20 protein-coding genes are annotated in these 19,933 nt (G+C 38.6%); 4 read left to right on the top strand and 16 right to left on the bottom strand.

Features of this window, described 5'->3' with window-relative positions; genetic code table 11:
• Window positions 1-61: 61 nt before the first annotated feature.
• From BLR86_RS15575 to BLR86_RS15565, 3 genes are all read right to left on the bottom strand, one after another.
• Window positions 62-784: an SDR family oxidoreductase gene (locus BLR86_RS15575; protein WP_090763110.1), complete on the bottom strand. Its 723-nt coding sequence runs from the start codon at window positions 782-784 to the stop codon at window positions 62-64.
• Window positions 785-828: 44 nt separating this feature from the next.
• Window positions 829-2,571: a phospho-sugar mutase gene (locus BLR86_RS15570; RefSeq protein WP_090763107.1), complete on the bottom strand. Its 1,743-nt coding sequence runs from the start codon at window positions 2,569-2,571 to the stop codon at window positions 829-831.
• Window positions 2,572-2,718: 147 nt separating this feature from the next.
• Window positions 2,719-3,105, bottom strand: a complete 387-nt coding sequence (locus BLR86_RS15565; RefSeq protein ID WP_090763104.1) for a YhcU family protein — start codon at window positions 3,103-3,105, stop codon at window positions 2,719-2,721.
• Between the two features lie 138 nt (window positions 3,106-3,243).
• Here BLR86_RS15565 and BLR86_RS15560 point away from each other — a divergent pair, with 138 nt between their 5' ends.
• Window positions 3,244-4,161, top strand: coding sequence for an RluA family pseudouridine synthase (locus tag BLR86_RS15560; RefSeq protein WP_090763101.1), 918 nt, complete (start codon window positions 3,244-3,246; stop codon window positions 4,159-4,161).
• A 226-nt stretch (window positions 4,162-4,387) separates the two neighbouring features.
• Here BLR86_RS15560 and BLR86_RS15555 read toward each other — a convergent pair whose 3' ends face one another.
• Window positions 4,388-4,645 carry a GlsB/YeaQ/YmgE family stress response membrane protein gene (locus BLR86_RS15555; protein ID WP_090763098.1) on the bottom strand — a complete coding sequence of 86 codons (258 nt, stop codon included), beginning with the start codon at window positions 4,643-4,645 and terminating at the stop codon, window positions 4,388-4,390.
• 314 nt (window positions 4,646-4,959) lie between these two features.
• Between BLR86_RS15555 and BLR86_RS15550 the strand changes: the two genes are divergently transcribed.
• Window positions 4,960-5,574 carry a DUF47 domain-containing protein gene (locus BLR86_RS15550; RefSeq protein ID WP_090763095.1) on the top strand — a complete coding sequence of 205 codons (615 nt, stop codon included), beginning with the start codon at window positions 4,960-4,962 and terminating at the stop codon, window positions 5,572-5,574.
• A gap of 11 nt (window positions 5,575-5,585) precedes the next feature.
• The gene (locus BLR86_RS15545; RefSeq protein ID WP_090763092.1) at window positions 5,586-6,578 is read left to right on the top strand and encodes an inorganic phosphate transporter; all 993 of its coding nucleotides are present in this window, start codon (window positions 5,586-5,588) and stop codon (window positions 6,576-6,578) included.
• Window positions 6,579-6,647: 69 nt separating this feature from the next.
• Here BLR86_RS15545 and proC read toward each other — a convergent pair whose 3' ends face one another.
• The 4 genes from proC to BLR86_RS15525 all read right to left on the bottom strand — a co-directional run bounded on the left by proC (window position 6,648) and on the right by BLR86_RS15525 (window position 9,533).
• Window positions 6,648-7,451 (bottom strand): pyrroline-5-carboxylate reductase, encoded by an 804-nt coding sequence (gene proC / locus BLR86_RS15540; protein ID WP_090763089.1) that lies wholly within the window; start codon window positions 7,449-7,451, stop codon window positions 6,648-6,650.
• Window positions 7,452-7,576: 125 nt separating this feature from the next.
• Entirely contained in the window at window positions 7,577-7,744 is a 168-nt protein-coding gene (locus tag BLR86_RS15535; RefSeq protein WP_090763086.1) for a DUF1427 family protein, read from the bottom strand.
• A 22-nt stretch (window positions 7,745-7,766) separates the two neighbouring features.
• Window positions 7,767-8,441, bottom strand: a complete 675-nt coding sequence (gene deoC / locus BLR86_RS15530; RefSeq protein ID WP_090763083.1) for a deoxyribose-phosphate aldolase — start codon at window positions 8,439-8,441, stop codon at window positions 7,767-7,769.
• A gap of 150 nt (window positions 8,442-8,591) precedes the next feature.
• Window positions 8,592-9,533: a sugar-binding transcriptional regulator gene (locus BLR86_RS15525; protein WP_090763080.1), complete on the bottom strand. Its 942-nt coding sequence runs from the start codon at window positions 9,531-9,533 to the stop codon at window positions 8,592-8,594.
• 262 nt (window positions 9,534-9,795) lie between these two features.
• Here BLR86_RS15525 and BLR86_RS15520 point away from each other — a divergent pair, with 262 nt between their 5' ends.
• Window positions 9,796-11,970 carry an MMPL family transporter gene (locus BLR86_RS15520; RefSeq protein ID WP_254782345.1) on the top strand — a complete coding sequence of 725 codons (2,175 nt, stop codon included), beginning with the start codon at window positions 9,796-9,798 and terminating at the stop codon, window positions 11,968-11,970.
• A 49-nt stretch (window positions 11,971-12,019) separates the two neighbouring features.
• Here BLR86_RS15520 and BLR86_RS15515 read toward each other — a convergent pair whose 3' ends face one another.
• The 8 genes from BLR86_RS15515 to BLR86_RS15480 all read right to left on the bottom strand — a co-directional run bounded on the left by BLR86_RS15515 (window position 12,020) and on the right by BLR86_RS15480 (window position 19,912).
• Window positions 12,020-12,574 (bottom strand): 2-oxoacid:acceptor oxidoreductase family protein, encoded by a 555-nt coding sequence (locus BLR86_RS15515; protein ID WP_090763077.1) that lies wholly within the window; start codon window positions 12,572-12,574, stop codon window positions 12,020-12,022.
• A 2-nt stretch (window positions 12,575-12,576) separates the two neighbouring features.
• Window positions 12,577-13,329, bottom strand: coding sequence for a thiamine pyrophosphate-dependent enzyme (locus BLR86_RS15510; RefSeq protein ID WP_090763074.1), 753 nt, complete (start codon window positions 13,327-13,329; stop codon window positions 12,577-12,579).
• On the bottom strand, window positions 13,326-14,390 hold the full coding sequence (locus BLR86_RS15505) for a 3-methyl-2-oxobutanoate dehydrogenase subunit VorB (protein ID WP_090763071.1): 1,065 nt from the start codon (window positions 14,388-14,390) through the stop codon (window positions 13,326-13,328). The genes BLR86_RS15510 and BLR86_RS15505 overlap by 4 nt, the downstream gene beginning before the upstream one ends.
• Before the next feature lie 19 nt (window positions 14,391-14,409).
• Entirely contained in the window at window positions 14,410-14,634 is a 225-nt protein-coding gene (locus BLR86_RS15500) for an indolepyruvate ferredoxin oxidoreductase subunit alpha (protein WP_175492929.1), read from the bottom strand.
• Window positions 14,635-14,651: 17 nt separating this feature from the next.
• Entirely contained in the window at window positions 14,652-15,320 is a 669-nt protein-coding gene (locus BLR86_RS15495; RefSeq protein ID WP_090763069.1) for a hypothetical protein, read from the bottom strand.
• Between the two features lie 208 nt (window positions 15,321-15,528).
• On the bottom strand, window positions 15,529-16,770 hold the full coding sequence (gene fabF, locus BLR86_RS15490; RefSeq protein WP_090763067.1) for a beta-ketoacyl-ACP synthase II: 1,242 nt from the start codon (window positions 16,768-16,770) through the stop codon (window positions 15,529-15,531).
• Between the two features lie 166 nt (window positions 16,771-16,936).
• Complete coding sequence (locus BLR86_RS15485; protein WP_090763065.1) at window positions 16,937-18,424, bottom strand: UxaA family hydrolase; 1,488 nt, start codon at window positions 18,422-18,424, stop codon at window positions 16,937-16,939.
• 18 nt (window positions 18,425-18,442) lie between these two features.
• Window positions 18,443-19,912: a tagaturonate reductase gene (locus tag BLR86_RS15480; protein ID WP_090763063.1), complete on the bottom strand. Its 1,470-nt coding sequence runs from the start codon at window positions 19,910-19,912 to the stop codon at window positions 18,443-18,445.
• Window positions 19,913-19,933: the final 21 nt, after the last annotated feature.

Raw genomic sequence — 19,933 nt, 5'->3', positions numbered from 1 at the left:
CCAAAGAATTCCACCAAAAAACGGCTTCCATCTAGGAAGCCGTTTTAAAATAGTAATTATTTTAGGCAATTGGATATTGCTGTACAAGCGGATGAAGTACGATTTCATCAATTAGCATATACTTAGGTGCTGATGCCATATAAACAACGGCATTTGCAATATCTTCAACTTTTAGCCAATCTTGTTTCTCGGGTAGACCCTGTGTAGATTCAGCAAAATACGTATCCACCATCCCTGGATTAATTGTGCCAACCCGAATGCCATATTCTCGTACTTCCTGTGCAACAGAACCAGAAAAACCTTGTACAGCATATTTTGTAGCCGTATACGCTGCACCGTTCGGAATCGTATACCTGGCCACATCAGATGCTATTGTAATGATGGTGCCTGATTTTCGCTCTTTCATATGAGGCAGAACGGCTTTCGTTGCAAGAAACACGCCTTGAACATTTACTTCAAACACCTTTTTCCATTCTTCAAGTGATACATCCTCTGTTAATTTAAAGAATCCGACACCAGCATTATTAACCAATAAATCCACTTGACCGTATTCTTCGATGGTCTTCTTAACTACTTGCTGTAAGTCTTCTTCTTTAGAAACATCAGCCTGAATGGGCAGTATATAAGGAAATCCTTTATCCTTTAGTTCGTTAGTCGTTTCTGAAATTTGTGCTGAACTACCGATTATTGCTAATTTCATTCCTTGCTCAGCAAGTTTAACAGCAATTTCTTTGCCAATTCCTCTTGAAGCACCCGTAACAATCGCTATTTGCCCATTTAACATTCTCTTCTTCCCTTTCATGTTGAAATACTAAGATGCGCTAAAAATTAGTTACCTGTTACCATTTTAATTTTTTCGTCAACAAGTCCCATAAAGTCTTTTTCAATATCAACTAATTTACGTTTACTTTCCTCCAAACGATTACTATTCACACCGAAGTAAAATTTCACTTTTGGCTCAGTACCGGATGGTCTCAAGCAAACCCACGAACCATCAGTGAAGGAATATTTTAAGACATTAGACTTCGGTAAATCGATTTTTTCCTCACCATTTGCTGTATGGCGAATGCCAGTCAAGTAATCCTCTGACATTGAAATAGTCAAGTCACCCAGTTTCCTTATAGGCTCTGAACGGAAAGAAGCTAAAATCTGCTGAATCTGTTCAGCACCTTCTTTTCCCTTTAATGTTAACGATCTTAAACCTTCCTGGTAATACCCATACTTTTCAAATACTTGCATTAAGCCTTCGTATAGTGATTTACCCTGTTTTTTATAGTAAGCACACACTTCTACCGCCAGCACAGCAGCTTGAACGGCATCCTTATCCCGTGCAAAGTCTCCAATTAAATAACCATAACTTTCTTCATAACCAAATAAGAAAGAGTGCTCTCCAGTAAACTCATATTCCTTAATCTTTTCAGCAATAAATTTAAAGCCTGTTAACACGTCAATGGTAGTTAAATTGTAAGCTTGCGCAATTTCCCTGCCAATTTCCGATGTCACTATCGTTTTTAGGACAACTCCATTTGTCGGTAGAGTACCTTTGCTTTGTTTTTGCGTGAGGATATAATCTAACAATAATGCCCCTGTTTGGTTCCCAGTTAACACTACATACTCCCCATCAGGATTAAGAACAGCGATTCCCAAACGGTCTGCATCTGGGTCTGTTGCAATTAAGAGATCTGCTCCTACTTTTTTACCATCCCGAATGGCTAATTCAAAGGCAGCATGTTCTTCTGGATTTGGACTTTTCACAGTTGAAAATTCAGGATCTGGCAGCTCCTGTTCCTTCACAACGGTTACATTCGTATATCCCAATGCCTCTAATGCAGCACGAACAGGTTTATTGGCTGTACCATGCAATGGTGTAAATACGATTTTTACATCTGTTTCATTCGCTATGGATGGATTTTCAGAAATGGTTTTTAGTTTTTCAATATAAGCTTGGTCAATCTTAGCACCGATTGTGTTTATTAACCCTAGTTCCCTAAGATTTTCCTCCGTGCCTACTTCAATTAATAATTCATTTTCTATTTCGTTTACTTTTGCGATTACCTCATCTGCTGCATCAGGTGGTAGCTGACCACCGTCAGAACCATATACTTTATAGCCATTGTATTCGGGCGGGTTATGGCTAGCAGTAATAACAATTCCGGAAAAAGCGTTTAATTGTCTTAAAGCAAATGATAGTTCAGGAGTTGGTCTTAATTCATCAAATACATATGTTTTTATCCCTTTGGTGGCAAGTGTTTTGGCTGCCTCTATACAAAACTCTGGAGATTTATGTCTGGAATCGTAGGCAATGACCACTCCACGTTGTTTTGCCTCACTACCTTGTTCGTCTATGTATGCCGCTAATCCAGCAGAAGCTTTGCGGACTGTATATAGGTTCATCCGATTGGTCCCTACCCCAATCTCTCCTCGCATTCCACCAGTACCAAACTCAAGATTTTTATAAAAAACCTCTTCAAGTTGTTTATCATCGTTCTTGATTTCCTCAAGCTGCTGCTTTAACTCTTCATCTAAAGTAGCAAATTCAAGCCACCTTTTTGCATTTTCTTTCCAATCCATAATTTACTCCTCCTTAATATATCCATATTTCATATTGTTTGATATTCCCAATAACCTTACACCTATTTATTGTATATTGTATCTCTGTTAGTTCCAAGGCTAATTAATAAAAAAAATGCCTGCAATGGCAGACATTTTCCTCGATAATTAGATAAGTAGTTCATTTGCAGCTTTGATATAAATACTAAACACACTGTTTTTCAAATTCTTAGCTTCAACAAATTGTTCAAACTCAAACGGAAAGAAAAGACCAAACTCTTGTAAGGTGGTGGCATTTTTATTAAATAATGCTTCATACTGATTCTCAAGAGTTGGAGACTCAAGGATTGAAATCACCGTTTGCAAACTTGTCATTACTTGAAAAGCATCCTTTAATGTATTAAAGTCATCTGGAGTATGCAATACTTTTAATTGTTCAAACTCACTAATTTCCTTATCCGTAAAATAGAGTGGAAAAACAGTTGAATAGATATACCTCACAAGTCCACTAATTTCTTCTTCCTGACCTGGCGTCGAGGCAAAGACAATTTTCACTTGTAACCCACCTTTGCGATAACAATAAAGTTTATCGTAATATATATACATAAGAATAGCATATTTGATGGTTAATATTCGGTGGTAATTATAACCACGTCATCATTCAAGAGAAATCTTAAGTTTAAAGGAGTAAAAATGGTTAAACACACACGAAAAGGCCAATGGATGGAAATTATTACACCAGTAAAATGGCAAGGAAAAACCATTGAGGATATCTTCCGAAACGGCTGGGAGGTCCCAAGGAAACTAACTCATTTATTTCGGATGGAACATAAAGTACTAGTAAATGGAAATAGAGCGAATTGGAATTTACCACTTGTATTAGGCGATAAAGTTCTTGTTAAACTATTTGGAGATGAGGAAAATAGTTCTGTACCTCCTTTTTTCTATGATGTTCAAGTATTGTTTGAAGATGATCATGTGATTGTTTTTAATAAACCAGGTTTTATGAACACACATCCTAATGAAGAAACAGATAGAAACACACTTTTAAATGCAGCACAATTCTATTTGGAATCAAAAGGCGAAAATAGTAAAGTGCAGCAGATACATCGTTTAGACAAGGATACTACCGGTGCTATCCTTTTTGCAAAACATTCAATAGCTGGTGCAATCCTGGATAGAATGCTCGAAAAGCGTCAAATTAAAAGGACTTATCTAGCGATCGTGCAGGGCCGATTAGAACTAAAGAAAGGGACTATTCATGAGCCAATAGGACGTGACCGCCATCATCCGACAAGACGAAGAGTTTCTCCAACTGGTCAGGAGGCCGTAACAAATTATCAATTCATTAAAGAAGAGAAGGGTAACTCTTATGTCAAGTGCTGGCTTGAAACCGGGAGGACCCATCAGATCCGTGTTCATTTTAGTCACATAGGTCACCCTTTAGTTGGGGATATATTATATGGAGGGAAACCACTTTATAAAAGGCAGGCACTTCACGCGACAAAATTAGAATTCACACACCCCATTACTGGAGAAGAAATTATCTGCTATGCACCGTTTATTGATCAACCTCCTATTTTCAATGGGATTGACGTCTATACATTATAAAACAAAAGGGCCTCCGTGGATGGGAGACCCTTTTTAAAAGATAAGAAAGTATAAGTTTTTGAACTTAGTTTACTGTCCAGCTCCAGCCCCTAGCGGCTAGTGTCCTTCGCTCTCCGCCCTACGATAAGTCAACATCGAATCGCCTCCGGCTCTTCGTGTTTCCTTTATCTCGGTTGAAGCCCTCCAGGCCATACGCCGCTGACCAGGGCGCTTGCGCTTTTCTTATTTATCTGTCTGTTTTCCTAAATCCTCTCATGATAAGTGATAACAGGAAGACCAGGACTATCGATCCGATAATGGCTGGGATAATTGCAAAATTGGCAACATTTGGTCCCCAATTTCCTAAAAGTAAAGTCCCTAGCCATGCACCAACAAACCCCGCAATAATATTACCAATGATACCACCTGGAATATCTCTACCCATAATTAGACCAGCTAACCAGCCAATCACTCCGCCTACGATTAATGCCCAAATGAAACTCATATTGAACACTCCTTTTTGTGAACATTCATTTTATAACACAGAACTAATAATAAACATTTCCCTGTGTACCTTTAAAGTACCCATTTTTCTATGAAACATGCATAGAAAATACTTAGTACAAAAATAACATAATTTATTTTCTTAAGGTTACATTAAAAAAATGAGTAAAGATGATTCTATTGGCAATTTACTGAATTTTCTTTTGTTAAGTTTTTGTAAATTACGTTAACTTTTTGTATTTTTATTCGTCATTTTTCGATACAATGTTGTTCGTCGGTGTAAAAACTTTTTACATACTTTTAGGGGGATTCAAAATGGCAAAAAAGGTTGATAAATTTTCTGCTTTATTAAGTAATATTTCTTCTAACTTAAAGGAAGGAGCAAATTACTTTGCTGAATATAAATTAAAAAATGTAAGTGATTTGAAAATCTTCTCTGAAAAGATGAAAGAGATTGAAACGAAGGGAGATTCCTTTGTTCATGAAGTAATTAAACAATTAAATGATGCCTTTATCACTCCTATTGAGCGTGAAGATATTCTTCATCTAGCAAATAGCATGGATGATGTTCTTGATGGTTTAGAAGCTACGGCAGCATTATTTGAAATGTATTCCATTACCCAAGCAGATGATTTTATGCTTCAATTTGTTGCTGCCATAAAATCTAGTGTTCATGAAATTGATAAAGCGATGGAATTGTTAGCCAATAAGAAACTTCCACAAATGAGAGAACATGCAATCAAAATAAAAGATTATGAATCAAAATGCGATAATATCCTTCGTCAGTCCATTAAGCAGTTGTTTACAGTAGAAAAAGATCCAATCCGTATTATACAATATAAAGAAATTTACGAAAATCTTGAGGATATTGCAGACAGCTGTCAAGCCGTTGCCAATACACTTGAAACCATCATCATGAAAAATGCCTAAGGAGCAAACAAATGGATATATTAATTATTTTAGTTGTCATTGGTGCCCTTACATTTGACTTTATTAATGGTTTTCATGATACGGCTAACTCAATTGCAACCTCTGTTTCTACAAAAGCACTAAGACCACGGCACGCCATTCTATTAGCGGCAATTATGAATTTTGTGGGGGCAATGACGTTTACAGGTGTAGCTAAATCCATTTCTAAGGATATTGTTGATCCATTTACACTTGAAAATGGGTCGGTGGTTATTCTTGCAGCGCTGATTGCAGCAATATTTTGGAATTTACTAACTTGGTATTTTGGAATTCCAAGCAGTTCCTCTCATGCACTGATTGGTTCAATTGCCGGTGCGGCGCTTGCATCAGCTGGTTTTGGTGCCCTTAACTATTCTGGATTTTTGAAGATTATTCAAGCATTATTAATTTCACCACTCTTAGCTTTTGCAGTTGGTTTTATTGTTTACAGTATTTTTAAAGTGGTATTTAAAAATGCCAATTTACCGAAAACAAATCGGAATTTCCGTTATATGCAAATTGCTACAGCTGCACTTCAATCGTATTCTCATGGAACGAATGATGCTCAAAAAGCAATGGGGATAATCACAATGGCGTTAATTGCTAATGGTTATCTTGGTAGCAATGCAGATGTTCCGTTTTGGGTACAATTCTCCTGTGCGCTGGCAATGGGATTAGGTACATCTGTCGGAGGATGGAAGATTATTAAAACTGTTGGTGGAAAAATCATGAAAATCAGGCCGATTAACGGAGTAGCAGCGGATTTAACTGGTGCAGCTGTCATTTTTGGTGCTACGTTCTTACATGTACCCGTTAGTACGACACATGTTATTTCTTCCGGTATTTTAGGGGTTGGTTCAGCACATCGTCTTAAAGGTGTAAAATGGGATACAGCCCAAAGAATGCTGATTACTTGGGTCATTACCCTTCCTATTTCAGCTGGAGTAGCAGCAATTTCTTATTTTATCATAAATCTTTTCTTTTAGTATCATGATTAAAGAGGATGGTTTTTCCATCCTCTTTTTTTTGACTGTTAGTAGAAGACCAGAACTATATTAATTTAGGGACTTTACCTTTTTTGTACAACTTTCCATTGCTGCTAGGACAGATCCGCGAAATTGCTCTTTCTCCAGTGTCGCAACTGCTTCTATTGTTGCTCCGCCTGGGGTACAAACATTATCTTTAAGTACACCTGGGTGAAGTTTAGTTTCAAGTACCATTTTAGCCGCACCGAGCACAGACTGTGCTGCTAGCCGATATGCCTGATCTCGTGGGATTCCCTGCTTCACACCTCCATCTGCTAATGCTTCAATGAACATATACACATATGCAGGTGATGACCCACTTATTGCCGGAATGGCATCCATTAACTTTTCATCCATTCTTTCGGTTTTACTAAATGTATTAAAAATGAACTCTACCTCAATTATTTCCTTTTCACTCATCAAATCATTCGGACAAATAGCACTCATCCCCTCACCGACTAATGAAGGGGTATTAGGCATAGTCCGAACCGTCTTTATACCAAAACCAAATTCATGTTCAATGTCTGCTAATGTAATTCCTGCAGCAATGGTTATGATAATGACATCACGGTTAATCTCGTTACGTATCTCCGCTATGACCTTTGAATGTAAGTCAGGTTTTACAGCAAGAAAAAGAATATCCGAAAACCTAGCAACTTCTTTATTATTATTTGTAGCGGCTATTTGGTAGGTTGTTTTCATTTTATCAATCGTTTTTTCTGAAATAGCACTTGCCATAATGTTTTCTTTAGCTATTTGCTTTGTTTTTAGCATCCCTTCAATCATCGCCTGTGCCATTTTTCCCGCGCCAATGAACCCGATTTTTTTTAACAAAAAACCACTCCTTTTATCACTTTTTTCCTTCCACTATTTCAGTAGTTCCATATTAAAAAAGAGACAGGATTCACATCCTGCCTCATCGATTTATTTTAAAATCCTCTGAAGTTAACCATCATTTATTATTGGAAAAATTTTGCCACCCAACTTGCAATCACGCCTCCAAAGTATACGCCAAACACGCCGACAACTGCGGAAAACACGGGAGGAGCAGGTAAAGGTAATTTCATAAATTTAAATACGATACCAACAATTAATCCTGCGATTAAAGCTAATATTACATCTTTCATTTATCTTACCTCAAATCTAATATTAATAATTGCTTTGAGAAATTTCTCCTTTACTAATTGACACTCCAGAACTTGCACCGATTCGAGTAGCTCCTGCTTCAATCATGGCCAGTGCATCCTCACGGCTGCGGACTCCTCCAGAAGCTTTTACTCCAATCTCTGGACCAACTGTTTCTCGCATTAAACGGATATCTTCCACAGTTGCCCCTCCAGTTGAAAACCCAGTAGAGGTTTTTACAAAATCGGCACCAGCTTTAACAGCGAGTTCACATGCTCTTATTTTTTCTTCCTTTGTTAACAGGCAGGTCTCAATAATGACCTTTGTAAGTGCTTTTCCACGCGCTGCCTCAACAACAGCTCGGATATCTCTTTCAACGAGCTCATTTTGTTTATCCTTAAGTGCGGAGATGTTGATAACCATATCGATTTCATTTGCACCGTTTTCAATGGCATTCTTTGTTTCAAAAGCTTTTGTTTCAGGTGTAGATGCTCCTAAAGGAAATCCAATTACCGTACAAACTTTAACTTTTGGAGTATCTTTAAGCATGTCTGCTGCTATTTTTACCCAAGTTGGATTTACACATACAGATGCGAATGAGTACTTTTTAGCTTCTTCTACTAGCTTCACGATTTCTTCCATCGTTGCATCAGCTTTTAATAATGTATGATCAATCATTCCTGTAACATTTTTAGTCATAACGAAACCTCCTATATTTTAAAAGAAAAATTATATTGTATTATCTTCCCATTGTAACTATAACAAAAATCTTGAACATTTGTAAACACAATGTTGAACAAACGTAAAAAAGATTTTTATTAAAGTATTAATTGTTATCGAATAAAAAGTTCACTTTTTATCGAGTAAAAATTTTGCGGTAAACTGATCCGTTATTAATACATTTGTATACTTTCCTTTTAATGCACCATATATGCCTTCAATTTTATTTGGTCCACCTGCCACTAGTATCGAATATTCCTTTTGCTGCAAGTCATCCAGTTTAACACCCAGCGTCCTATCATTGAGACTTTCATTACACACTTCACCATCCTTATCAAAGAAACGAGAACAAATATCCCCAACAGCGTTGTCATTTAATGCTTTTTGTTCACTTTCAGTGAAATAACCCATTTGAAAAAGTAAGGAATCCTTTTTTATGGAACCAATCGTGAATAATGCGATATTAGCCTTTTTACCTTGCTCAAGGATTTTATGAATATGACGATCAGCCTCCATTGCCTGTTTTACAACAATATGGTCTACGATTGCTGGCAAGGGAAGATTAAGGGGTGTAGTATTATAAGCCTTCCCAAAAAGGTAAAGGATTTCCGAAGCGTAGGTATTAGTTTCGGAGTGGCTGACGCCTCCTTTTAGTTGGACAACTTTAACGTCCTTAACAAATTTATGCTTCAATTCAACGGCAATATGGTATAACGTGGTCCCCCAGGTTACACCGATAATATCTTGATCCTTTACAATTTCATCGAGAAATAATGCTGCTTTTTCGCCCAAATAATTTTTAATTATATGATTTTCAAATTGAGGAATAGATGCAACGATTGCTTTTTTCAATTTGAACTTTTTTTCTAGCTGTAAGGATAAATTTTCAACATCTTCCATTGGGTCCATGATATTTATTTGAACAATTCCTTCACTTTTAGCTTGTTGTAATAACCGGGACACTGTCGGGCGTGAAACACCCAATATCTTGGCTATGTCGTTTTGATTATGATCCAATAAATAATATAGTTTTGCTGCTTCTATCACCTTTATTAGTTTCTCTCGGTCCACTATTTTCACCAACTAACCTGTTTTTTTATTATTATAACAAGATTTGATGTTATTGCGATAACTTCTTTACATTTGTAAAACCCATACTGAACATTTTTTAATCCATTACATGTATCCTTCTCTTTGTATGTTCATAAATCATTGAGGGAATGATTCATATCATATTTACCAAATTGTTTGACACGAAATAGACAACCGCTAGTATTAAAGCTTTCTGCTATACTAAGGTAAGGGAAATATTACCTGAAAAGGGGGATTAATCTTGGAGAAATTGGGGGGACTTACATACCGGTATCGCAAATTGGTGCTTGTCCTATGGATACTTGTGATTGGAATATCGATGGTTTTTGCACTAAAATTACCTTCTGTATTAAGTGGAAATGGCTTTGAATATAACGGTGAATACAATGAAACAAGAAAGCTGCTTGAAAATGAATTTGGACAAGCAAAATCTTCGATTATCCTTGTATTTCAAAGAGACAGTACGGTTAATCAAAAAGAGTGGCATCAATATATCAATGCAACCATTGAGGACTTAAAACAATTCGATGGTGCAAAAAGTATCACCACTCCATTTGATCGTGAAGGAATGATAAAAGAGGAATTTGCCTATGGATTATTAACATTTGATAAAAAGGCAGAAGACCTAGGCAAAGAAATTGATCAATTAAACACAATCCTAAAAAATAAACAGGGATTAAAGGTCACCATGACTGGTGAGCCTATCATTGTTCAGGATTTAAATATTGCCAGCCAAGAAGATTTGGCGAAAGCGGAAATGATCGGGCTGCCGATTGCCTTATTAGTATTGGTCCTAGCTTTTGGAGGATTAATTGCTGCCTCCATTCCGATCGTCATCGGTGTTGTTTCGATTTTGACTACTATGGGCGTCGTTTTCTTTTTTAGTTATGGTACAAATTTGACCATCTTTATTTTAAATATAGTTCCAATGATTGGTCTCGCATTAAGTATTGATTTTGCTTTATTATTAATAAACCGCTACAAAGAGGAGTTACATTCTAGATCGATTGAAGAAGCCATAAAAATTAGTGTAGCAACTGCGGGACGTTCGATTATCTTTTCTGGACTTTGTGTTTTTATTGGGTTATCTGCATTATGGTTTATTCAAATTGATATTTTTCAAAATGTGGCTCTTGGCGGTATGGCGGTTGTCTTTATCTCAGCTTTTTGTGCATTGACCTTCCTTCCCGCCTTACTATCTGTTATTGGAACAAGAATTAACAAGTTTAGCATCCTTCGGTTAACAGATAGGAAAACGAGCATATGGCATAGGTTTGCTAAGTTTGTGATGAGACACCCCGTACTCATGGCTGGGTTATCGCTTGTGATTCTTCTAGCAGGACTTATTCCTGTTTCACAAATGACTATGTCAATTCCAGGGACAGAATCGCTGCCTGCTAAGTATCCTTCAAGAGTTGCTTTTGAGGCCTTTGAGGAACATTTTATTCCTAAAGATAAACGGACTGACAACAAGGTATCCATTGTTCTTGAAGCAGAAGGTGATATTCTAATTCCAGCAAATCTTCGCAAAGTTAACAACTTTCTTGAGGAAATATCGAAGGATAGCTTGGTTGATATAATCGACTCGCCTTTTTCTGCCACAGGTATACAGAATGAAGAACAGTTATCCCAACTACTCACTTTGGGACAAAAAGAACAGACAGCACCAATTTTAGACTACTTTGTTCGAGACAACAAAATGCTGATTGACGTTTACCTAAAAACAACTGATCATTCTGCTAAAGCGAGAGATTGGGTTCGTGATTGGTCAAGCAGAGACTTGGACGTAACTGCCAATTTTGGGGGTGCAATAAAATTTGAACAAGAAATCTTTGATGAGATATTTGAGAAAGCTCCATATGGTTTACTGCTAATCGTTATCTCAACTTTCTTCATCCTCATGGCAGCTTTTCGCTCGATTCTTATTCCGTTAAAGGCAATTTTAATGAATATCTTAAGTCTTAGCTGCACATTCGGAATTGTCGTCTGGATATTTCAACAAGGTCATTTGGGGATAGAGCCTGTTGATATTGCACTAATATTACCTGTATTCGTGTTTACCCTGGTTTTTGGCCTATCAATGGATTATGAAGTTTTTTTAATTTCGAGAATTCAGGAGTTTTATTTAACAAGCGGAGATAATACCGAAGCTACCATTTCTGGACTCACTTATACAAGTAAAATCATAACCTCTGCTGCTGCGATTATGATCGTGGTGACTGGAGCTTTTGCCTTTACTGGCGTAATGCCAATAAAACAGTTAGGTGTCGGCATTGCGATTGCCATTTTCATCGATGCAACGATTGTCAGAATGGTTCTTGTTCCAGCTTTAATGAAGTTGCTAGGTGACTGGAACTGGTGGTTCTTCGGACATAAGAATAAAGGTCAAGCAAAGCATGGAAGAAAGCCAGCCTAATTGCAGGCTGGCTTTCTTCAGTACTATCTCGCTGTCTGTTAGTGTGCTGTTAAATTCCCAGAGTAATGAACGAAACAGCCGATGCTCCTTTATTCAATGCCTGTTTGTTTACTTCGATTAAATGATGTTTTTCAGAAGAAAGTACTTTTTTCAATGATTCGATTATTGATTCACTAGTAACTACTTTTTTGCGTTCTAAAAAGGCTCCTAACAAAATCATATTAGCGACACGGGCATTTCCTAAGTCGTTCGCCATATCCGTAGCCGTCAATTCGATAACCTCAATATCATTTCTCTCTGATACTCTTGCGACTAATGAGGAATTTATAATCAATAGGCCCCCTGGCCGTACAAGTGGCTCGAATTTATCGAAGGAAGGATTATTTAGCACGATAGCCGTTGATGGACTTGTTACCAGCGGCGAACCGACTTGTTGATCACTTACCACAACTGCACAATTTGCTGTTCCTCCCCTTTGTTCGGGACCGTAGGATGGTAGCCATGAGACACCTTTGCCTTCAAGCATTCCTGCATATGCAATCAACTGTCCCATCGACATAACACCCTGTCCACCGAATCCTGCAATGATGATTTCTTCCAACATGATTACATCCCTCCCTCTTTATTTTTAAAAACTCCTAGAGGATAAACAGGAATCATATTTTCTTTCACCCACGCTAACGATTCATTTGGATCAAGTCCCCAATTTGTTGGGCATGTGGACAAGATTTCTACCATTGAAAAGCCAATACCCTTTTTCTGTGTTTCAAATGCTTTACGTATCGCTCTTTTGGTTTTTTGAATATGTGGAACATCATGTGTTGAAACCCTTTCGATATAGGCCGTTCCATCTAATGTTGCCAGCATTTCACATACCTTAATTGGTGAGCCCTGAATACTCTCATCACGGCCAAATGGTGTGGTTGCTGTTTTTTGACCAATTAATGTTGTCGGTGCCATTTGTCCCCCGGTCATCCCATATATAGCATTATTAACAAAAATAACGGTAATTTTTTCGCCTCTGGCAGCTGCATGAATAACTTCACTTATACCAATGGAGGCAAGGTCACCATCCCCTTGATAAGTAAATACAAAGCGATCTGGCAAAACCCTCTTAACGCCTGTAGCGACAGCTGGCGCCCTGCCGTGTGCAGCCTGAGTCATATCACAGTTAAAGTATTCATACGATAAAACCGAGCACCCCACTGAGGCAACACCAATCGTATCTTCTAAAATATCCATTTCTTCTAGTACTTCACCAACGAGGCGGTGAATAACACCATGGGTACAACCTGGACAATAATGTGTGGGTTTATCGGTCAAACCATTCGTCTTTTCAAAAACAGTCTTCATTGTCATATTGTAACCCCCTTGGCGACAGCGATAATCTTTTCATAGATTTCCTCTTGTGTAGGTACCACTCCGCCAGTACGACCAAAGAAGCCTACAGGTGCATGGCCATTAACTGCAAGCCTGACATCCTCAACCATTTGTCCAGCACTCATTTCTACTGACACATATTCTTTTACCCTATTCCTCGTTTCCATGAACGGTTTTTCCGGGAATGGCCATAGTGAAATAGGACGAATCAAACCTACCTTAACCCCCTCATTCCGCGCTTTATTAATTACATTCAGTGTTATACGGGCTACTGTTCCATATGCGACCATTATATAGTCAGCATCTTCTGTTTTATACGTTTCATAGCGAACTTCATTTTCCTTTATCTCTGCAAATTTCCGCTGCAAGGCATGGTTACGCTGCTCCAGCCCTTCAGCGTTAAGCTCAAGAGAGGTAATAATCTTTGGTGCCCCATCTCCACGGGTGCCTGTAGTTGCCCAATCCTTCTCTGGCAACTCTGTTTCTGAATGTACGCCAAATTCAACCGGTTCCATCATTTGTCCAAGCATGCCGTCCCCCATTAGGATGACAGGTGTCCGATAGCGGTCAGCGATTTCAAACGCTTCACGGGTTAATTCCACTATTTCCTGTAAGGATGAAGGTGCTAACACAGGTATATTATAATCACCGTGTCCACCTCCTTTTGTTACTTGAAAATAATCAGACTGAGCCGGTTGAATATTCCCAAGACCGGGACCACCTCGAACGATATTTACAATCAACGCAGGAAGCTCGGAACCTACTAAATAGGAGATTCCCTCTTGTTTTAGGCTAAAGCCCGGGCTGGACGATGAGGTCATAACCCTGACCCCTGTCCCAGCGGCACCATAAACCATATTGATTGCTGCAATTTCACTTTCCGCCTGAAGGAATATTCCACCAACTTCAGGGAGCCTTCTTGCCATATAGGCGACAAGCTCACTTTGAGGTGTGATTGGGTACCCAAAAAAGTACCTGCAGCCTGCCTGCACTGCTGCTTCCGCTATGACTTCATTTCCTTTCATTAACACTTTCCCCATACCAAGGACTCCCTTCAAATTACACAGTTTGCAAAACCTTAACCGGTCTGTACACCGAAATGACTGAATCCGGGCATATTTGGGCACATTTTGCACAGCTAATGCAATGATCCTGATCGGTGACGGCTGCTGGTCGATAGCCTTTTCCATTTAAATAGTCTGCCAGAAAAATAACATTCGTTGGACATACCTGAACACAAAGTCCGCATGATTTACAAATATCCTCGTTAAAAACAACTCTCATATCCACTGTTTCCACTCCTATCCTTCCCATGGTAATTTCATATAGCGCTTGATGAACATCACCTGATGACTTTTTGCAAAACAATTAGCTTCAGTTTCTAAATCCACAGAGATGGTTGTGTATAGAAGCGGGATTGAAAGCATGTTTGATATTTCCGAGCTTAATTCATATCCGCTGAGGATGTCAGCCATGCTCGTTTCTTTGCCGATATTGGAATTGTTGATGATTCCCGTTACCTTTAAACGAGCCGCCTTTTCAATCTGCTCTATCGTGTACCTCGCTCCATCTAAGGTGCTAACATATGGACGGTTAGCGTTCAAGACGAATAATAGCTCAGGTTCTAATTGCTTCCATTCATGATAATACTGCCCTAAAGCCATTGCTCCATCATTATCGCCGCCGGCATCGATAATGACTCGATACCGATGATCATGTAAAACCCGATAGATTTCTCCTGAAACAATGGGTAAATCTGAGGTTGCTAGGCGATTGGCAGGGGCGATTAATTCAATATCCTGCTGCTCGAAAAGTTCGGAAACGTCCCTAGAACGAAAATAGGGGTTAATAATATCTAAGTCGTTAATAGCGATTTTGTTATGTTTCTTTTTCTCAGTTAATGCCAGATTTATCGCAATCTCTGTTTTGCCACACCCAAAATGGCCGGTTAGGATGGTGATTCTATTCAATGTAAAAGATTCCCCCCTAAATGATTCTTGATTGTAAACGGTTACATTTTTGCAATTACCGATTATAATCTTATTATAAATTATCTTTACATAAATCTGCGTTGACCAATGTCACAGTTTAATGAACAGAGTGTATAGAAATCTTACTCGATGAAAAAAAGGCTGGAGCATAAAAGAAATTATGCTCCAGCTTTTTTTATTGATATTTTTATTCGGTAAATTTTTTAAAAATCAAACTGGCATTATGTCCGCCAAATCCTAATGAGTTGGATAAAACGATTTGAACATCCTTCATTTTTGCTACATTAGGGACATAATCTAAATCCAGTTGTTCATCAGGTGTTTGATAATTGATCGTTGGCGGGATGATTCCATCCTTGATTGCCAAAAGTGAAAAGATCGCTTCTATTGCCCCAGTTGCACCTAACAAGTGGCCAGTCATTGATTTCGTGGAACTGACAGATAATTTATAGGCATGTTCTTTGAAAACATCTTTGATGGCTAACGTTTCATACAAATCATTATAATAGGTGGATGTACCATGAGCATTGATATAGTCAACTTGTTCAGGTGTAATTCCAGCGTCCGCTAATGCTAATTTCATGGCTCTTCCTGCCCCTTCTCCTTCAGGTGCAGGAGTCGTAATATGATGGGCATCACCTGTAGCTCCATACCCTACTAATTCGCCATAAATGTCGGCACCACGAGCTAATGCGTGTTCTAATTCTTCTAATACCACAATACCTGCGCCTTCACCAATGACAAATCCATCACGGTTCTTATCAAATGGCCTGCTTGCTGTGGCCGGGTCTGGATTTTTTGAAAGTGCGGTCATATTTGAAAATCCCGCGACCGTCATCCCGGTAATGGTTGCTTCTGTTCCGCCAGCAATCATCACATCGACATCCCCTTTTTGAATCACGCGGAATGCATCACCAATGGAATTGGCACCAGACGCACATGCTGTAACCGAACAATTGTTGATTCCTTTCGCACCAAGCGAAATGGATACTTGTCCTGCCGCCATATCAGGAATAAACATCGGTATCGTAAATGGATTTACCCTTCTTTGGCCTTTTTCTATAAACTTCCGATGTTGTTCTTCGAATTCAGCCAAGCCGCCAATTCCTGATCCAATCCAAACTCCGACCCGTTCTGGTTGAATCCCCTCTCCTATTTGGAGTCCTGCATCCTTAACAGCCATTTGACTTGCTGCAATAGCAAACTGGCTATAACGACCCATCCTTCTGGATTCTTTTTTATCCATAAACTCTTCAGGAACAAAACCCTTAACCTCTGCTGCAATCTTGATGTCAACCTTTTCTACATCAAAAAGAGTTGCAGGGCCAATACCGGAAACACCACTCTTGATCTGTTCCCATGATGTATGAGCATCATTCCCCAAAGGAGTGACTGCTCCAACACCTGTAATCACTACTCTTTTATTCATTCAATGCCCACTCCCAAATAAATTTTTTCGATAATTCTTACACTCTTTCTCTAGTTTAACGAATTCAGAGCGGCTGGACAAATTAATTCGTTCCGGCACAGCACTATCCCCTGCACTAGCCTACAGAAAAAAACGATAGGTCACCCTACCGTTTTTCATCTACCAGCTATAAAGTAACTCCTGTTTTAAATATAGCAATCTCTCTAAAATCATTTTTTTCATTGTTCACCAATTCACCGCTTGCAACCTGGATAATGTAAGTAATAAATTCTCGTAAAACTACATCTGATTCTTTTTCCAACAGTACGCCTGCATTAAAGTCAATCCAATGCGGCTTCGCCTCGTAAATTGGAGTATTGGTTGAAATCTTCATTGTTGGAACAAAGGCTCCAAACGGTGTTCCGCGACCCGTTGTAAATAGAACCAATTGACAGCCTGCTGCAGCTAAAGCTGAAGAGGCTACAAGATCATTTCCTGGGGCACTTAATAAGTTTAGACCTTTTTGTTTAATGATTTCTCCGTATTTAAGGACATCCGTTACAACTGATGTACCGGCTTTTTGCGTACATCCAAGTGATTTATCTTCAAGGGTAGTTATGCCACCGGCTTTATTTCCTGGTGATGGATTTTCATAAACCGGTTGTTTATTTTGAATGAAATATTCCTTGAATTCATTAATTAATTCAACGGTTTTTTCAAAAACTTCACCATCTGCTGCCCGTTCCATCAAAATCGTTTCCGCACCAAACATTTCAGGTACTTCTGTCAATACCGTCGTTCCACCTTGAGATACTAAGAAATCTGAGAATCTTCCAAGCAGTGGATTAGCAGTAATACCCGAGAATCCATCCGAACCGCCACACTTCAATCCTACCTTAAGTTCAGCTAACGGAACAGATTCCCGCTTATCCGTTTTGGCGTTTTCGTAGATTTCTTTTAGTAACGCAACACCAGCTTCAATTTCATCTGAAACCTCTTGGGCCACTAAAAACTTCACTCGATCTTCATCAAACTCTCCCAAGCTTTCTTTGAATTCATATAGATTGTTATTTTCACAGCCAAGACCTAGAACTAATACACCACCGGCATTTGGGTGCAGCACAGCATCACTAAGAATTTTTTTTGTATTTTCATGATCGTCACCTAATTGGGAGCAGCCGTAATTATGCTTTAACACCAGAATATTTTCGAAAGGACTACTATCGCCCACTTCTTTTTCAAATAGCTTAATCATTCTTTCGGCTACGCCATTAACACAGCCAACGGTTGGAACAATCCACAGTTCATTTCTAATTCCTACACTACCATTCTTTCGTTTGAATCCATTGAATGTTAGGTTCTCTTTTTCATATTGAGTGGTGTTTAGCTTTTGATTATATTGATATTCCTGAATTCCGTCTAAGTTCGTTTTTGTATTATGGGTGTGAATATGTTCCCCCATAGAAATTTCTTTTATGGCATGCCCAATTGGATAGCCATATTTAACGACATGTTCATTTATCGTAATGTTTTTAATGGCAACCTTATGTCCTCTTGGCACATCTTCCTTTAGCGTGATCGTTACCCCATCTACAGTAAAAGTTTGACCTGCTGACAAATCTCTTAAGGCAACCACAACATTGTCTTGATTATGGATTTGGATAATATCCAACATTAGATTCCCCCCCCGCCGCTAGTTAGCTGCTTTTTGCCCTAAAAGTGATTCAAGGGCCTTTTTCATTCCCTTTGTTTCAATAGTGAAGAGATCATTCGTTACAGCAGCGGTTAGTCCAGGAACTTGGTTTAAATCCATCTCCCAAACCCTCTCGTAACCTAATACACTAGTAACGATGTCCTTAACACTGTCGATTGTTCCATTATAATGACTCCATTGTACGTTGAATAAATCCAGTACATCCTGGTCATCAGCTAAAACAATCTCTTCTTCCCCTCTCTTTCCTTTATAAAAAGAGATGAGAGTCGCAAGAGAGAAAACAAGTTTTTTTGGCAATTCACGCTTACGATTGTAATATTCCATTAAAGTAGGTAAATCTCTTGTCTTAAACTTAGACACCGAGTTAAGTGAAATGCTTAATAGAAAATGCTGCATAAATGGATTCCTAAACCGATCTAACACAGCCTCTGCAAATGAATGCAATTCTTCCATTGGCATGTCCAGCGTCGGGATGATTTCATCATAAATAAGATCTTTAACAAATTGCCCTGTCACTTCATCTTCAATAGCTTCGGCCACAGTATTTATCCCATATAAATAGGAAACTGGTGTCATTGCCGTATGGGCACCGTTTAAAATACGTACCTTTATTGTCCGATAAGGCGACAAGTCATCAACCATCAATGTATTTAGTCCTGCCAAATGGGCCGGAAATTCTTCGCGAATCGATTGGGGACCTTCGATTACCCATAAATGGTATTGTTCACCCACCACAAGCAGGTTATCTTTATATCCAAGCTCTTTTGTTATTTCCTCAATGGTGTCTATTGGGTAGCCTGGTACAATTCGATCGACAAGGCTGTTGCAGAATGTATTACACTCATGAATCCATGCGACAAATTCGTCACTTAGATTCCAAAGTTCTGCATATTTTAGGACGATCTCCTTTAATTTTTCACCATTCCGTTCAATCAGTTCACAGGGGATGATAATAAAACCCTTATCCTTATTACCTTGAAAGACATTGTAACGCTGATATAAAATGGCTGTTAATTTTCCTGGAAAGCTTTTTTGCGGCCGATCCTCTAAACGATCATTTTCATCAAAGACAATTCCCGCTTCTGTTGTATTTGAAAAAATAAACCTCAGCTCTGGATTCGCTGCTAGGTCGAGATATTGATCATACTCGGTAAAAAGGTTTATGCCTCTGCTAATACTGGTAATAATGGAATGCTCCTGAACAGCTATTCCTTCCTTCATCCCCTGTAAGTACAGTGTATATAGGCCATCCTGTGCATTTAGCTTCTCAATCTTTTCTTGCCCACGCGGTTGGACAACGACAACACTTCCATTAAAGTATCCCTGCTTATTCATGACATCAATTTGCCAGTCAACAAATCCCCTTAAAAAATTCCCCTCACCAAATTGCAATACTTTCTCTGGGTATACTAGGAGATCTTTTACTAAACCTTTATTTAATTGTTCCATGAAGCTCCTCCTCATTAATAG

Origin of the sequence: Bacillus sp. OK048 (genome assembly GCF_900103525.1) — a bacterium.
GTDB lineage: Bacteria > Bacillota > Bacilli > Bacillales > Cytobacillaceae > Neobacillus.
Note: the sequence above shows the minus strand (reverse complement) of the source record. Positions and strands in the feature narration are given on the sequence as shown.

Bases quoted from the DNA above. Each gene is read 5' to 3' on its own strand.
- BLR86_RS15500 (WP_175492929.1), bottom strand. From the start codon at position 14,634: ATGAGAGTTGTTTTTAACGAGGATATTTGTAAATCATGCGGACTTTGT.
- BLR86_RS15575 (WP_090763110.1), bottom strand. From the start codon at position 784: ATGTTAAATGGGCAAATAGCGATTGTTACGGGTGCTTCAAGAGGAATT.
- BLR86_RS15545 (WP_090763092.1), top strand. From the start codon at position 5,586: ATGGATATATTAATTATTTTAGTTGTCATTGGTGCCCTTACATTTGAC.
- BLR86_RS15480 (WP_090763063.1), bottom strand. From the start codon at position 19,912: ATGGAACAATTAAATAAAGGTTTAGTAAAAGATCTCCTAGTATACCCA.
- deoC (WP_090763083.1), bottom strand. From the start codon at position 8,441: ATGACTAAAAATGTTACAGGAATGATTGATCATACATTATTAAAAGCT.
- fabF (WP_090763067.1), bottom strand. From the start codon at position 16,770: ATGAATAAAAGAGTAGTGATTACAGGTGTTGGAGCAGTCACTCCTTTG.
- BLR86_RS15505 (WP_090763071.1), bottom strand. From the start codon at position 14,390: ATGGGGAAAGTGTTAATGAAAGGAAATGAAGTCATAGCGGAAGCAGCA.
- BLR86_RS15550 (WP_090763095.1), top strand. From the start codon at position 4,960: ATGGCAAAAAAGGTTGATAAATTTTCTGCTTTATTAAGTAATATTTCT.
- BLR86_RS15515 (WP_090763077.1), bottom strand. From the start codon at position 12,574: ATGTTGGAAGAAATCATCATTGCAGGATTCGGTGGACAGGGTGTTATG.
- BLR86_RS15560 (WP_090763101.1), top strand. From the start codon at position 3,244: ATGGTTAAACACACACGAAAAGGCCAATGGATGGAAATTATTACACCA.
- BLR86_RS15485 (WP_090763065.1), bottom strand. From the start codon at position 18,424: ATGTTGGATATTATCCAAATCCATAATCAAGACAATGTTGTGGTTGCC.
- BLR86_RS15510 (WP_090763074.1), bottom strand. From the start codon at position 13,329: ATGACAATGAAGACTGTTTTTGAAAAGACGAATGGTTTGACCGATAAA.
- BLR86_RS15570 (WP_090763107.1), bottom strand. From the start codon at position 2,571: ATGGATTGGAAAGAAAATGCAAAAAGGTGGCTTGAATTTGCTACTTTA.
- BLR86_RS15555 (WP_090763098.1), bottom strand. From the start codon at position 4,645: ATGAGTTTCATTTGGGCATTAATCGTAGGCGGAGTGATTGGCTGGTTA.
- BLR86_RS15535 (WP_090763086.1), bottom strand. From the start codon at position 7,744: ATGAAAGATGTAATATTAGCTTTAATCGCAGGATTAATTGTTGGTATC.